Origin of the sequence: Bradyrhizobium sp. BR 10261, from assembly GCF_019455395.1 — a bacterium.
GTDB lineage: Bacteria > Pseudomonadota > Alphaproteobacteria > Rhizobiales > Xanthobacteraceae > Bradyrhizobium > Bradyrhizobium manausense.
The window spans coordinates 12,280-25,420 of the sequence record NZ_JACOFQ010000035.1; the positions used below are offsets into that span (position 1 = coordinate 12,280).

Annotated in this window: 13 protein-coding genes; 7 read left to right on the forward strand and 6 right to left on the reverse strand. The window is 63.4% G+C overall.

Going from position 1 to position 13,141, the window contains the following annotated elements; translation table 11 throughout:
- Position 1: 1 nt before the first annotated feature.
- Entirely contained in the window at positions 2 to 1,249 is a 1,248-nt protein-coding gene (locus HYH07_RS30590) for an MFS transporter (protein ID WP_220005958.1), read from the reverse strand.
- A gap of 194 nt (positions 1,250 to 1,443) precedes the next feature.
- On the opposite strand from HYH07_RS30590, the gene HYH07_RS30595 reads away from it, so the two are divergent.
- From HYH07_RS30595 to HYH07_RS30605, 3 genes are all read left to right on the forward strand, one after another.
- Positions 1,444 to 2,358, forward strand: a complete 915-nt coding sequence (locus tag HYH07_RS30595; protein WP_220005959.1) for a LysR family transcriptional regulator — start codon at positions 1,444 to 1,446, stop codon at positions 2,356 to 2,358.
- A gap of 69 nt (positions 2,359 to 2,427) precedes the next feature.
- Entirely contained in the window at positions 2,428 to 3,675 is a 1,248-nt protein-coding gene (locus HYH07_RS30600; protein WP_220005960.1) for an FAD-dependent oxidoreductase, read from the forward strand.
- A gap of 180 nt (positions 3,676 to 3,855) precedes the next feature.
- Positions 3,856 to 4,626: an outer membrane protein gene (locus tag HYH07_RS30605; RefSeq protein ID WP_220005961.1), complete on the forward strand. Its 771-nt coding sequence runs from the start codon at positions 3,856 to 3,858 to the stop codon at positions 4,624 to 4,626.
- Between the two features lie 93 nt (positions 4,627 to 4,719).
- Here HYH07_RS30605 and HYH07_RS30610 read toward each other — a convergent pair whose 3' ends face one another.
- Both HYH07_RS30610 and HYH07_RS30615 read right to left on the reverse strand, forming a co-directional pair.
- Complete coding sequence (locus HYH07_RS30610; protein WP_220005962.1) at positions 4,720 to 5,490, reverse strand: SDR family NAD(P)-dependent oxidoreductase; 771 nt, start codon at positions 5,488 to 5,490, stop codon at positions 4,720 to 4,722.
- Between the two features lie 20 nt (positions 5,491 to 5,510).
- A complete protein-coding gene (locus HYH07_RS30615; protein WP_220005963.1) occupies positions 5,511 to 5,696 on the reverse strand; it encodes a hypothetical protein in 186 nt (61 codons plus the stop codon).
- A gap of 141 nt (positions 5,697 to 5,837) precedes the next feature.
- On the opposite strand from HYH07_RS30615, the gene HYH07_RS30620 reads away from it, so the two are divergent.
- Positions 5,838 to 6,488 (forward strand): hypothetical protein, encoded by a 651-nt coding sequence (locus HYH07_RS30620; RefSeq protein WP_220005964.1) that lies wholly within the window; start codon positions 5,838 to 5,840, stop codon positions 6,486 to 6,488.
- A 79-nt stretch (positions 6,489 to 6,567) separates the two neighbouring features.
- Here HYH07_RS30620 and HYH07_RS30625 read toward each other — a convergent pair whose 3' ends face one another.
- Together HYH07_RS30625 and parE are read right to left on the reverse strand one after the other, a co-directional pair.
- Entirely contained in the window at positions 6,568 to 7,353 is a 786-nt protein-coding gene (locus HYH07_RS30625) for an outer membrane protein (RefSeq protein ID WP_220005965.1), read from the reverse strand.
- A gap of 421 nt (positions 7,354 to 7,774) precedes the next feature.
- Positions 7,775 to 9,823 (reverse strand): DNA topoisomerase IV subunit B, encoded by a 2,049-nt coding sequence (gene parE, locus HYH07_RS30630; protein ID WP_220005966.1) that lies wholly within the window; start codon positions 9,821 to 9,823, stop codon positions 7,775 to 7,777.
- A gap of 270 nt (positions 9,824 to 10,093) precedes the next feature.
- Between parE and HYH07_RS30635 the strand changes: the two genes are divergently transcribed.
- From HYH07_RS30635 to argC, 3 genes are all read left to right on the forward strand, one after another.
- On the forward strand, positions 10,094 to 10,624 hold the full coding sequence (locus HYH07_RS30635) for a DedA family protein (RefSeq protein ID WP_220005967.1): 531 nt from the start codon (positions 10,094 to 10,096) through the stop codon (positions 10,622 to 10,624).
- Between the two features lie 325 nt (positions 10,625 to 10,949).
- Entirely contained in the window at positions 10,950 to 11,618 is a 669-nt protein-coding gene (locus tag HYH07_RS30640; protein WP_220005968.1) for an FMN-binding negative transcriptional regulator, read from the forward strand.
- Complete coding sequence (argC, locus tag HYH07_RS30645; protein WP_220005969.1) at positions 11,615 to 12,598, forward strand: N-acetyl-gamma-glutamyl-phosphate reductase; 984 nt, start codon at positions 11,615 to 11,617, stop codon at positions 12,596 to 12,598. The genes HYH07_RS30640 and argC overlap by 4 nt, the downstream gene beginning before the upstream one ends.
- Before the next feature lie 131 nt (positions 12,599 to 12,729).
- On the opposite strand, the gene HYH07_RS30650 is transcribed toward argC, so the two are convergent.
- On the reverse strand, positions 12,730 to 13,128 hold the full coding sequence (locus tag HYH07_RS30650; protein WP_057754556.1) for an MAPEG family protein: 399 nt from the start codon (positions 13,126 to 13,128) through the stop codon (positions 12,730 to 12,732).
- Between the last annotated feature and the right edge of the window lie 13 nt (positions 13,129 to 13,141).

Sequence of the window (13,141 nt, forward strand, 5' to 3'; positions counted from 1 at the left end):
CCTAGGCCGAGACGACAGGCCGGGCCATCAGGCGCCGCGGAATCGCAAAGATCAGTCCGGCCGCGGCGAATAGCCCGATCGCCAGCAGCGACACGCCGGCCGTATTGCTGCCGGTCAGTTGACCGAGAAGGCCCAGGATCGTCGGACCGGCAAATCCGGCAATGGCCGCCCCGATATTCACCAGCCCGGCACCGCTGGCCGCAGCGGTCCCGGCAAGCACGCGCGATGGCAGGCTCCAGAACATGGCGAGCGTGCACTGGATGCCGGAGATGCCGACGGTCAGGCACAAGAGGGAGAGCGCCGGCACGTCTCGCATTGTCACGCTTGCGACCAGGGCGACTCCGCCGGCGATCAGCGGCAGCGCGGTATGCCAGAGCCTCTCGCCGGTTTTGACCGAGTGGAACGAATTGATCAGCATCGCGCAGGCGGCGACGAAATAGGGTAGGGCGGTTACGACGCCGATCTGGAAGTTCGTCAGCCCGCCGATGGACTTGATCATGCTCGGCATCCAGAACACGAGGCCGTAATTGCCGAGGTTGTAGAGAAACGTTGTCGCGAACAGAATCCAGAGCGTCGGCTCACACAATGCAGGTAACAAGCTCGTTTGTTTGTCCCGGGATTCCTGGGTGAGCTCCCGCAGCACCAAAGCCTTCTCGCCGGGTGTCAACCAATCGACACCGTCCGGTCGTTCGACAATCGCTTTGGTCGCGAACAGCCCGAGCAATATCGCCGGCAGCCCTTCGAGCAGGAACATCCATTGCCAACCCTTCAGGCCGTAGCCGCCGTGGGTCGCATCCATGATCCAACCCGACATCGGGCCGCCGACGATCACCCCGAGCGGCAGGGCGAGGAACAGCAGGGACATCACCTTGCTCAGCCTGTAGGAGGGAAACCAGAGGCTGAAGCAGGCGATCACGGCCGGGAAGAAGGCGGCCTCCGTGACACCGAGCAGGAATCGAAGCGCGTAGAAGCTGGCCTCGTCTCGGGTCAGCAGCGTCGCCACGGAGACGAGCCCCCATGCGATCATCGATCCCGCGATGCACTTCCTGGGGCCGCGGAGCTGAACCAGATAGCCCGCGGGCACCTGGAGCAGGAGATATCCGATGAAGAACAAGCCTGCACCGAGGCCATAGGCGGCCTCGCTCAGACTGAGGTCGTGGACCATGCCGAGCTTGGCAAATCCGACGTTCACCCGGTCCAGATAGCCAAAGAAATAACAGACCAGAATGAACGGAACGATGCGAAGCACGATTTTCCGATATGTGGCATCGGCCTCGGTCACATCGGATGATGCGGCCGCCACAATCGGCATTGACGAGGCAAGTTGCTGCTGGGTGGGCATCGGTGCTACCTGTTCCCTTTGGTTCGGCTATCCCGGGGATCGTAGGAACCGTCATCATTGAGGTCCAATGCGGGTTCGCTTGCGACTGATGAGAGCGCCGCATGAAAGTCGAGAACGCTGAACTCGAGGCCTTCGTGATCGCGGCAGAGCTGCTGAATTTCCAGCGCGCCGCCGAGAAGCTTCATCTCACCCAGCCCGGTCTGTCGCGCCGGATCCAGAAGCTGGAGCAGACGCTGGGCGTCGAACTGTTCAGCCGCACCACGAGGTCGGTGGTCCTCACCGGGGCCGGACGCCACTTCCTTCCAATGGCGCGCCAGCAGATCAACAACCTGAACGGAATGCTGGATTCGATCCGCGAGGTCGCTGAGAAGCGTTTTGGCAAGATACGGGTGGCCAGCATTCCCACTGTGGTCTGCCAAGCCTTTCCGTCCTTGCTGAAGACGTTCAGCGGGCGTCATCCAAACGTCGGTGTGCAGGTCTTCGACGGCAATCAGGACTTTGTCGTTCGCCACGTATTGTCGGGCTTGGCCGAATTCGGGATCGGCGTCGACCCGGGGGAAGATCCGGATCTCACGTTCACGCCGTTGCTGGCTGATCGCTTCGTTCTGGCCATGCACAAGGATGACGCGCTCGCCGCTCGCCAGGAGATCACGCTGCACGAGCTGCAGGCAACGGCAAAGGTTCGGCTCGTCATCGGTGGGCGCGACAGCGGCAACCGGCTCCTGCTGGAGGTGTTGCTCGGAAATGCCGCCCTGAAGCTGCGATGGTTTTACGAAGTCGAACACGTCTCCTGCATCCTCGGATTGCTGGAAGCAGGTGTCGGCTGCGCGATCCTGCCGGCGACGGCGCTGCCGACAAACTCCGGCTCCAACATCCGGGCCATTCCGATCTCTGCGCCCGAGATCAAGCGGACCGTGGGCGTCGTTCGGCACCGGTCCTTGAGCATTTCACCGATGGCCAGCGAGTTCCTCGATCTGGTGACCCGTCATCTTGGTTCCGGCACGGTGAGCCAATGAATGCGGATAGCGATGTAAATTGGTGCTGTTATCCTGTTTACGGATCCACCTGCCAGTGAGGTCAGGATCATGACGACAGGGACATCGGATCAACCCGCAACACGTTCCATAAAAGTCCGTTGCTGCATCGTCGGCGGCGGACCTGCGGGCATGATGCTCGGCTATCTGTTGGGACGCGCCGGCATCCGCGTCGTGGTGCTGGAGAAACACGCTGATTTCTTCCGCGACTTTCGCGGCGACACCGTGCATCCCTCGACACTTCAGGTGATGGACGAACTCGGCCTCATCGACGGCTTCCTCAAGCTGCCGCATCAGCGCCTGCAGAAGATGGACGGCCTGTTTGGTGGCACCAAGGTGCGGATCGCCGATCTCAGCCGGCTGAACACGAAATACCCTTTCATCGCCTTCATGCCGCAATGGGACTTTCTCAATTTCCTGCGCGAGGCCGGCAAGCGTTTCTCCTCGCTCGAAGTGCTGATGAGCACGGAGGCTGTCGGCCTGATCCGGCGGGGCGAGACCATCGCCGGCGTCCGCGCAACGACGCCCGACGGTGACGTCGAGATCGAGGCCGATCTCACCATCGCCTGCGACGGCCGGCACTCGACGGTGCGCGAGCGCGCAGGCCTTGCCGTCGAGGAGATCGGGGCACCGATGGACGTGCTCTGGTTCCGCGCGGGCCGCAGGCCCGACGAGACCGAGAACCTGTTTGCGCGCATCGAGCCCGGCAAGATGATGGTCACCTTCGACCGCGGCGATTATTGGCAATGCGCCTATGTCATCGCCAAGGGACAGTATGATGCGGTGAAGGCGAGGGGACTACGGGCGCTGCTCGACGATGTCGTGCGCATGGCGCCGGTCCTCAGGCACGGCATCGCCGACGTCAAGAGCTTCGATGACGTGAAGCTGCTGACGGTCGCGATCAACCGTCTGAGCCACTGGACGCGACCCGGGCTGCTTTGTATCGGTGACGCCGCGCATGCGATGTCGCCGGTCGGCGGCGTCGGCGTCAATCTGGCCGTGCAGGATGCGGTCGCGACCGCGAACCTGCTCGCAGAGAAGCTGATGCGGGGCTGTCCATCCGAGACTGAGCTCGACGCCGTCAGGCGCCGCCGCGAATTCCCGGTGAAGATGACCCAGGCCATGCAGGTGGTCGTGCAGAACAACATCGTCAGCAGCGCGCTGAAAGGCACAGGTCAACCGTTCAAGGTGCCGCTGATCCTGCGCCTGATCTCCGCTTGGCCGTGGCTCCAGGGCATTCCCGCGCGCTTCATCGCCATCGGCGTGCGGCCCGAGCATGTGCATTCGCCGGAATCCTGACGCAGCGATCTGGTAGGGATAACGCCGCGTTAAATTGCGGCGTCCGCGTTGCGCGCCCGCAACAGCGGTCCGGGATTCAAAGACCGCCAAATGCCAATCCGGCGCCTTAACTTTGTTGATTCAAATTTGAGTAAGAACTTGCGTGTGAGCGTGCGCCCATCAAAGGACACGGGGTGTACCATGCGTAACAAATTGATTGCCGCCTTCGCCTGCACGACCGCTCTGGTTTCGACCGGCGCTGCTTCCGCCGCCGATCTCGCCGCGCGTCCTTACACCAAGGCGCCTGCTTACATCGAGCCGTTGTTCAACTGGACCGGCTTCTATGTCGGTGGCCACATCGGTGGCGCCTGGACCAACGAGCAGTTCATCAACAACGGGACCGGCGCGCCGTTCGGTGATCTCGTTCCCGGGCAGGGCTATCGCCAGCGCGGCTCCGGCATCATGGGCGGCGCCCAGATCGGCTACAACTGGCAGGCCAATAACTACGTGTTCGGCATGGAGGGTACGATCTCCGGCCTCGACAACAAGGGCACCGTCGTGAACACCGCGTTCGGTGCGGGCGATGACGTCTTCACCTGGCGTACGAACGTTCTCGCGACCGTCGTCGGCCGCGCCGGCTTCGCCGTTCAGAACAACCTGTTCTACGTCAAGGGCGGCTATGCCGGCGTGAACAACCGTCTCAACGTCAGCGACACCGTCGGCCTGGCTCAGGGCTCGGGCGGCCAGACTCACTGGGCCAACGGCTGGACTGTCGGCGCCGGCTGGGAATACGGCATCACCCGCAACTGGATCGTCGGCCTCGAGTACAATTACGCGGCCTTCGGCAGCCAGACCTATCAGCTCGGCGGCCTGTCCGGAAACTACACCTTCGACGCCAAGCCCCGCGACATCCAGTGGGCGGTCGTCCGAGCCAGCTACAAGTTCGACGCGCCTGTGATCGCGCGCTACTGAGCAACAAACGACCAAGCAAAGAAAAGATCACGATCAAACTAGAAGCCCCGGCTTTGCCGGGGCTTCTTTTTGGGATGTGGCCGCAACCGCGCCTCAGGCCATGATCGAGAAACCGCCGTCGACGGGGATCGCGGTGCCGGTGACGAAGTTGGATGCGGCTGAGGCGAGGAACACGGCGATGCCCGCGAAGTCGTCGATGTCGCCCCAGCGTCCGGCGGGGGTGCGCGCGAGCACGCGCTCGTGCAGCCCTGAGACCTGCTGCCGCGCGCCGCGCGTGAGATCGGTGTCGATCCAGCCCGGCAGGATCGCGTTGACCTGGATGTTGTCGGGCGCCCAGGCGTTGGCGCACGCGCGCGTGTACTGCACGATGCCGCCCTTGCTTGCCGCATAGGCGGTCGCGAAGCTCGCGCCGAAGATCGACATCATCGAGCCGATATTGATGACCTTGCCGTTGCCCGATGCCTTCAGGGCCGGATAGGCCAGCTTCGAGCAGACGAAAGCGCTGGTGAGGTTGGTGTCGATCACCTTGTGCCACTCGTCGAGCTCGAGCTCGTGCGGCGGCTTGCGGATGCTCATGCCGGCATTGTTGATCAGGATGTCGATGCGGCCGAGATCTCTGACGACGCGGTCGATCATCGCCGCGACCGCGGCGTGGTCGGTCACGTCGGTGGTGACTGATATCGCCGTCACGCCGCGCGCCTTGAGATCGGCGACCGCCGCGGCCGATTTGGCTTCGTTGCGCCCGACCACGGCGATGTCGGCGCCGGCGTCGGCGAGCCCATGCGCAAGGCCGAGCCCGATGCCGCCATTACCTCCTGTGACGATCGCGACCTTGCCGCGGAGATCGAACCGGTTGGATGTCATGCTTTGCTTCCTGGTTTCTCTTATTGGTTGCTCTGCCAGATCAGGACCAGCCCGAGGCCGGCCATGGCCGCGCCGTAGCCAGCCCATTGCAGCTGGTTGATCATGAAGCTCGATCGCGGCCAGGCGAGGGTGCCCGTACCCTGTCCGATCCAGAGCAGCCCGACGGCGAGGGCAAACAGGCCTGCCACTAGCAGAATTCTGCGCATGGATTCCTCCCTGTCGGTCTGATTCTGTCGCGACCCGCGGCAGGAACGATCGCCGTCGGTCACGAAAACTTCCCGCCAGACTAGCCGTAGCTTCAGTTCGGATACAATGGCTGCAGACGCGAGACCGCGGGGAGGATGTCCGTGCGCAAGCTGATCTCGAGGCGCAGGGTGATTTTGGGCACGGCTGCTGCGGCCGTCCTTGTCGCGGCTTATGCCGGTATTCCGCGCCAGGCGGATCTGCGGGCATTCGATCCCGGCGAAATGGCCCGGCTCGAGACCGCGATGTGGCGCGACTATTACGACAAGCGCTATGCCGCGCTGTTCTACCATCTCTACGCCTCGACGCGGACGCAGTTCGGCTTTTCTCCGTTCAGGAGCCTGCATATCGCGTTCAGTGCCGCCGAGGCGGCCAAGACGTTCCAGCCGACGCAATCACGACAGGAAGCCAATGCGGCGCTACCGGCTCTCGTGACCTACTATCGCGATTACGTAGCGGCCGCGCCCGGGGCGTTCGACGTGGAGCAGGCTGCCCGTCTCGAGCTCGATTGGTGGCAGGCGCGGCGCGAGGCGGTCCGTCCGCAGGACTATGGCCTCACCATCGCACACGTGGCGGCGCTGACCTATGGCAAGAGCGTCGACGACGCGGGGATTAGGCACTTTGGGGTCACGCGGGCAGACGCCATGGCGTTCCGCGATGCAAAGGGCGAAGCTATCACCGAAGCCGATTGGGTCGCGATCGAAGCCAAGCTCGTGGACGCCTACCGATCGCTGAAGGCGAGCGTTGCGCACTAGCAACGTCTCATAACGAAAAAGCCCCGGCGAAGCCGGGGCTTTGGCGTTTGAATTTGAGATCAGCTCAGTACTTTCAAGCTCAGTACTTGGCGACGACCGGACCGGTCCAGTTGAAGCGGTAGACCAGCGAGGTCGAGATCGTCTGGTTCCAGCTGTTGGCGCGGATGCTGTTCACGCCGGTCGGCAGGTTGGTTGCGTCGACGATTTCATCCCGGGTCTTCGCGTCGTAGAAGGCCGAGCGGTATTCGGTCTTCATGAACCAGCCGGGCGAGGAGATGCCGAAGATGTTCAGGCTGTTCTCGACACCACCGCCGACGAACCAGCCGTTGCGGTTGTAGCCGTTGAGGTGGAGGCCGGTCGGACCGCCAGCCAGGTTGGTGAAGCTGGTGCTGCCGAAGTGGGCGCCCGAGTAACCGCCGTTGACGTAGGACAGAACGTTCGGAGCGACCAGCCAGCCGAGGCGAACGCCGGCGGCCCAGGAGTCTTCCAGCTTCTGGCGGCCGGTGAGGCCGAGGATCGGATCCTGCACGGTGCCGCGGATGCTGCCGAACTGACCGTCAGCGAACACGCCGGCGACCCAGGTGCTGTTGAACTGCCAGTCGTAGCCGAGACCGACGGTGCCGAACCAGCCCGAGCCACCCTGACGCTGGGTGATGGTTAGGGGCGTGCCGGTCGTCGTCGAGACGACGCTCTGGTCGGAGTTCGAGAGACCGCCGCCAGCGCCGCCGAAGACGTAGAAGCCGGTCCAGTTGGCAACCGGAGCAACGACCGGGGCCTTCACGTAGGGACGTGCAGCCAGGTCGGCAGCAGAAGCCGAACCGGTCATCGCCGCAACCGCCGTCAGAGCGAGTGCAATCTTCTTCATGATTAAATCCCCAACCTTGGCAGGCGCGAGCGCACTGGAGTCCGTGTGATCTGATGCCCGGACTATAGACGGTTCTCGCCGAAATGCTGTTGCAGGGCAGGCACAGTCGCCGGAAAACGCCCGTCGTCCCGGTTGCATGACGTCGTCGTCGATATCTAAAAAACATAAAAAAATTCAAATAGTTGTATGTGTTATGGGGTTCGTGGCCCGGGGTAAGTTTTAGTTAGGAGTTCGCCTTTGTCTGAGATGCAGGCAATCCTGCCTCAACCGTGGGGCTGCCTGGCCCCTATGAGTCGGCGGCTGAGTCGCACTCTTGGGAGACGGATCGCCAGGGTTGAACGACCGGGAAAGGCCGCTGCACCGCCCCCAAAATGAAAAAGCCCCGGCCTGAAGCCGGGGCTTTTGAAAGGGAATCGCAGGGTCAGACGTCGAGCAGCTCGTCGCTGGCGAACTCGGCCTTGTCGGAGATGAAGGCAAAGCGCGCTTCGGCCTTGGTGCCCATCAGGCGCTCGACCGAATCCGCCGTGGTGTCGCGGTCATCAGGCAGCAGGACCACTTTGAGGAGTGTCCGCTTGTTCGGATCCATGGTGGTCTCCTTCAGCTGAGCCGGCATCATCTCTCCGAGACCTTTGAAGCGGTTCACCTCGACCTTGGCGTTGGCGTTGAAGGCGGTCTTGATCAGCTCGTCCTTGTGCTTGTCGTCGCGCGCGTAAACCGACTTGTTGCCGTGGGTCAACTTGTAGAGCGGCGGCACCGCGAGGAAGAGGTGGCCTTCGTCGATCAGCTTCGGCATCTGCCGGTAGAAGAAAGTGATCAGGAGCGAGGCGATATGCGCGCCGTCGACGTCGGCGTCGGTCATGATGATGATGCGCTGATAGCGCAGATCCTCTTCCCGATAGTGCAGAAGCTGTCCGCAGCCGATCGCTTGCACGAGATCGGAGAGCTGGGCGTTCGCGGTGAGCTTGTCCTTGCCGGCGGATGCCACGTTGAGGATTTTTCCGCGCAAGGGCAGTACGGCTTGCGTCTTGCGGTCGCGCGCCTGCTTGGCGCTCCCACCGGCCGAGTCGCCCTCGACGATGAAGAGCTCGGAGCCTTCGGTGCCGGCATCGGTGCAGTCGGCGAGCTTGCCGGGCAGGCGCAGCTTCTTGCCCGCCGTCTTGCGCGCCGTCTCCTTTTCCTGACGGCGACGCAGCCGCTCCTCGGCGCGGTCGATGACGAAGTCGAGCAGGCGGTTGGCCATGTTCGGATTGGCCGACAGCCAATGGTCGAACGGATCCTTCATCGCCTGTTCGACGATCCGCTGCGCTTCGGCAGTGGCGAGGCGATCCTTGGTCTGGCCCTGGAATTCAGGCTCGCGCACGAACACCGAGAGCATCACAGCGGCGCCCACCATCACGTCTTCCGAGGTGATGGACGAGGCGCGCTTGCCCTGGCCGACGCGCTCGGCGTGATCCTTCAGGCCGCGCAGCAGCGCGCTGCGCAGACCCGATTCATGCGTGCCGCCATCGGGCGTCGGCACGGTGTTGGTGTAGGACGACAGGAAGCCGTCGGCATCAGCGGTCCAGGCCACGGCCCATTCGCAGGCGCCGTGCGCGCCGTTGCGGCCTGACTTGCCGGAGAAGATATCGGGATGCACCAGCGTGTCGGCGTGGATCGCCGCGGCCAGATAATCCTTGAGGCCGCCGGGGAAATGGAAGGTTGCTTCCGCCGGCACGTCCTCGACGCCCTTGAGCAGCTCGGGCGCGCAATTCCAGCGGATCTCGACGCCGCCGAACAGATAGGCCTTAGAGCGCGTCATCTTGAACAGGCGCTGCGGCTTGAACGTGGCCTTAGGCCCGAAGATGTCCGTATCCGGCTTGAAGCGAACGCGCGTGCCGCGGCGGTTGTTGATCTTGCCGAGATCCTCGAGCTTGCCCTTGGGATGGCCGCGCTCGAAGCTCATGCGGTAGAGCTTCTGGCTGCGCGCGACCTCCACCTCGAGACGCGAGGAGAGGGCGTTCACCACGGAGATGCCGACGCCGTGCAGGCCGCCGGAGGTCTCGTAGACCTTGCTGTCGAACTTGCCGCCCGAATGCAGCGTGCACATGATGACTTCCAGTGCCGACTTCTTCGGGAACTTCGGATGCGGATCGACAGGGATGCCGCGGCCGTTGTCGGTGACGGTGAGGAACCCGTCAGCGGAGAGTTCCACGCCAATGAAGGTTGCGTGCCCCGCCAGCGCCTCGTCCATCGAGTTGTCGATGACTTCGGCGAATAAATGATGCAGCGCCTTTTCGTCGGTGCCGCCGATATACATGCCAGGCCGGCGCCGCACCGGTTCCAGGCCCTCGAGCACCTCGATGTCGGCGGCCGTGTAATCGGCCTCGCCGCCACTGGCGCGCGGCGGGGCCTTCGCGGCGTTTGCGCGCCCCTTTGGCTCATTGCCCTCGAACAAATCGTCTTTGGCTTTCGTTTTCAACTGTTTGGACATATATCTTGATGTGTTTTGAGGGCCGCGGAGGCGGCGAATCGGTTGGCCTGACTATGCCACTTCTGGCTCCCAAAGGTCACCGTTGGGCAGGCCCGGCGCTGTGGGTGGGAGTTAATGCCGGCAATTTTACGCCGCAAGCTCGCCAAGTCCCGGCAATTTGAGGCCTCCGTCGGTTCCAGCCTGCCCTTTGTGACTTGATGTCACACAAGTCCTTGGCTTACCAGTCTTTTCCATCTGGCAGGACCTCGGGGCGGGAAGGCTATTTTTGGAATGGAGCAGTTTGCGCATGCACTGGCCGATTTCGTGCGCCTTCATCAGGCCTGGGCTGCCCCGATCGTGTTCCTGCTGGCGTTCGGGGAATCGCTCGCTTTCATCTCGCTGCTGATCCCGGCCTGGGGAGCGCTGGTCGCCATCGGCGCGTTGATCGGGGTGAGCGGCATCAGCTTCTATCCGATCTGGATTGCCGGTGCGATCGGCGCCGCGCTCGGCGACTGGGTCTCCTACTGGTTCGGCTACCGCTACAAGGAACACGTTGCGCAGATGTGGCCGCTCTCGCGCTATCCGGAAATCCTGCCGAGGGGCGAGGCGTTCGTGCGCAGCTGGGGCGTGCCCAGCATCTTCATCGGCCGCTTCTTCGGTCCCTTGCGCGCCTCCGTGCCGCTCGCGGCCGGAATTTTCGAGATGCCGTACTGGAGCTTCCAGGCTGCCAATTTCGTCTCGGCGCTGGTCTGGGCCGCGGCGCTGCTGCTGTTCGGCGATGTCATCGCCAGGATCATGGAATGGATCTGGCGGCTGATCTGACTCCAGTCATTCCGGGGCGCTCGCAAAGCGAGCCAACCCGGAATCCCGAAATTGTCTCGCGAGATTCCGGGTTCGATGCTTTCGCATCGCCCCGGAATGACAACCGTCACCTTGACGGGAACCGCATCTGGCCTTATAGCCGCGCGCCATGATCAACGCCGCGACCATCCTGTTCGCCCGTCGCCGCCGCCGCACTCTTGCGGTTTGGGCGGTCGATCGCGTTTGAGATCATCGTCTTTGCCGCTGGACCCGATCCGCGGCATTCTCTCTCCTGTCAGCGCGATCTGATCCGGCGGCCCCCGAGGAGGCCCAGCAGGAGACTACGATGTACACGCCACCCCATTTCAAGCCGGATCGCGCCGCGAGCCTGAAATTCGCCGACGAGCGCGGCTTCGGCATCATGTGTGCTTTCGACGGCGGGAAGCCGGTCGCCTCCCCGCTGCCGTTCTACCTGACCTATGCCGTCGACGGCACGCCGCAGGCGGCCTTTCACGTCGCCCGTCACAATCCGCTGCTCAAGCTGGCAGACGGCACTGCGTCCTGGCTGCTCGCGGTGACCGGCCCTGATGCCTATGTCTCGGCGGACTGGTACGTGTCCCAGGATCAGGTGCCGACCTGGCTCTATCAGTCCGTGCATCTGAGCGGGCCGGTACGGGTATTGTCCGACGACGAACTGTCGGTGCAGGTCGACACTCTCAGCGAAAAGTTCGAGAACCGGCTCTTGCCCAAGAAGCCGTGGACGTCGGGCAAGATGACGGCGGGCCGGCTTGCGGCACTGAAGAAAGGGATCGTGGGTCTGGTCATGACGGTTGAGGATGTCGAAGGCAGCTTCAAGCTCAACCAGCAGAAGTCGGACGCCGACTATGTGGCGATCGCCTATGCGCTTGGCGCGCAAGCCCACGCCGACGCAAGAGAGATCGCGCAACTGATGCAGGACGCAAGGCCCGAGGCTTTCGCGAACGAAACCAAAATGCTCGAAAGGACCGCACCATGAGCCTCACCGAGACCACGAAAGCCCCGACCTCGGGCGCAGCGAGGAAGCCCGCCACCGTCTTCGTCGATGGCGGCTCCGGCACCACCGGGCTCGGCATCAACGAGCGGCTGAAGCTCCAGAACGATGTCGCGGTGAAGACGCTTCCCGACGACAAGCGCAAGGATCCTGCGGCCAAGAAAGCGCTGATGGAGGAGGTGGATCTCGTCATCCTCTGCCTGCCTGACGATGCTGCCAGGGAGACGGTGGCGCTGATCGATAGCATGGGTCCCTCCGGGCCGAAGGTGCTGGACGCCTCGACCGCCTACCGGGTCGCGCCCGATTGGGCCTACGGTTTTCCGGAGCTCGCGCCGGACCAGGCCGGCAAGATCAAGGCGGCGAAGAAAGTCTCCAATCCCGGCTGCTATCCGACCGGCGGCATCGCGCTGCTGCGGCCGATCGTCGATGCCGGCCTGTTGCCGCCCGACTATCCCATCTGCGTCAACGCGGTGAGCGGCTATTCCGGCGGCGGCAAGTCGATGATCGCAAGTTTTGAAGACGGCAGCGCGCCGTCCTTCGAGCTCTACGGCCTCGGCTTCGAGCACAAGCATTTGCCGGAGCTGCAGCTCTATTCGAACCTGACGCGGCGGCCGATCTTCATTCCCTCGGTCGGCAATTACCGGCAGGGCATGCTGGTCTCGATCCCGCTGCAGCTCGACACGCTGCCGGGCAAGCCCAGCGGCGCGGACCTTCAGTCCGCGCTGGCGAAACGCTATGCCGGTTCAAAGTACGTCAAGGCGATGCCGCTCCAGAACGAGGCGAGCAAGGGCGGCCGGCTCGAGCCGGAGGCGCTCAACGAGACCAACCTGCTCGAGCTCTACGTCTTCGCCAGCGACAAGTACCACCAGGCGTTGCTAGTCGCGCGGCTGGACAATCTCGGCAAGGGCGCCTCGGGCGCAGCCGTGCAGAACATGCGGTTGATGCTGGGCTTGGAGGAGGAGTAGGGCAGTCTCGTGCCCCGGACGCAGCGCAAGCACTTCTTCAGTGATGCGCTGCAGAGCCGGGGCCCATGCTTTTTGCGTCGTTTGCGGCTTTCTTGGTCCCGGCTCGCGCGTCGCGCGTCCGGGACACGCGCTCAAAACACCTTGAAGATCGCCAGCGCCAGCACGGCCTGTGCCAGGAAGCCGACGGTGAAGGCGAGGGTGCGAAACACCGGAATGCCCAGCGCATAGACGATCAGATGCGCAACGCGCGCCCAGAAATAGACGACGCAGGCGAGCACCGTCCATTTCGTGGAATAGTCGATCGCATTGAGGATCAGCACCAGCGGTGCGAACAGCACGAGGTTCTCGACCGCATTGTCATGCGCGAACATCAAACGGTTCGCCCATTCGGCCTGCGGCTTGTCGCCGCGCGTGGGGTTGGCCATGGCGCCGCTGAGCCCGCGAACCTGGCAGCGGTTGATGGTGTAGGGAATCCAGAGGATCCCGGTCAGGATCACCGTACAGGTCAGCCAGAACAATTCACGCGTCATAACCCGGTCCCCT

Excerpts from the sequence above, each read along its gene's own strand:
- parE (WP_220005966.1), bottom strand. The coding sequence starts at position 9,823 with ATGTCCAAACAGTTGAAAACGAAAGCCAAAGACGATTTGTTCGAGGGC.
- HYH07_RS30605 (WP_220005961.1), top strand. The coding sequence starts at position 3,856 with ATGCGTAACAAATTGATTGCCGCCTTCGCCTGCACGACCGCTCTGGTT.
- HYH07_RS30615 (WP_220005963.1), bottom strand. The coding sequence starts at position 5,696 with ATGCGCAGAATTCTGCTAGTGGCAGGCCTGTTTGCCCTCGCCGTCGGG.
- HYH07_RS30600 (WP_220005960.1), top strand. The coding sequence starts at position 2,428 with ATGACGACAGGGACATCGGATCAACCCGCAACACGTTCCATAAAAGTC.
- HYH07_RS30640 (WP_220005968.1), top strand. The coding sequence starts at position 10,950 with ATGTACACGCCACCCCATTTCAAGCCGGATCGCGCCGCGAGCCTGAAA.
- argC (WP_220005969.1), top strand. The coding sequence starts at position 11,615 with ATGAGCCTCACCGAGACCACGAAAGCCCCGACCTCGGGCGCAGCGAGG.
- HYH07_RS30610 (WP_220005962.1), bottom strand. The coding sequence starts at position 5,490 with ATGACATCCAACCGGTTCGATCTCCGCGGCAAGGTCGCGATCGTCACA.
- HYH07_RS30625 (WP_220005965.1), bottom strand. The coding sequence starts at position 7,353 with ATGAAGAAGATTGCACTCGCTCTGACGGCGGTTGCGGCGATGACCGGT.
- HYH07_RS30595 (WP_220005959.1), top strand. The coding sequence starts at position 1,444 with ATGAAAGTCGAGAACGCTGAACTCGAGGCCTTCGTGATCGCGGCAGAG.
- HYH07_RS30635 (WP_220005967.1), top strand. The coding sequence starts at position 10,094 with ATGGAGCAGTTTGCGCATGCACTGGCCGATTTCGTGCGCCTTCATCAG.
- HYH07_RS30650 (WP_057754556.1), bottom strand. The coding sequence starts at position 13,128 with ATGACGCGTGAATTGTTCTGGCTGACCTGTACGGTGATCCTGACCGGG.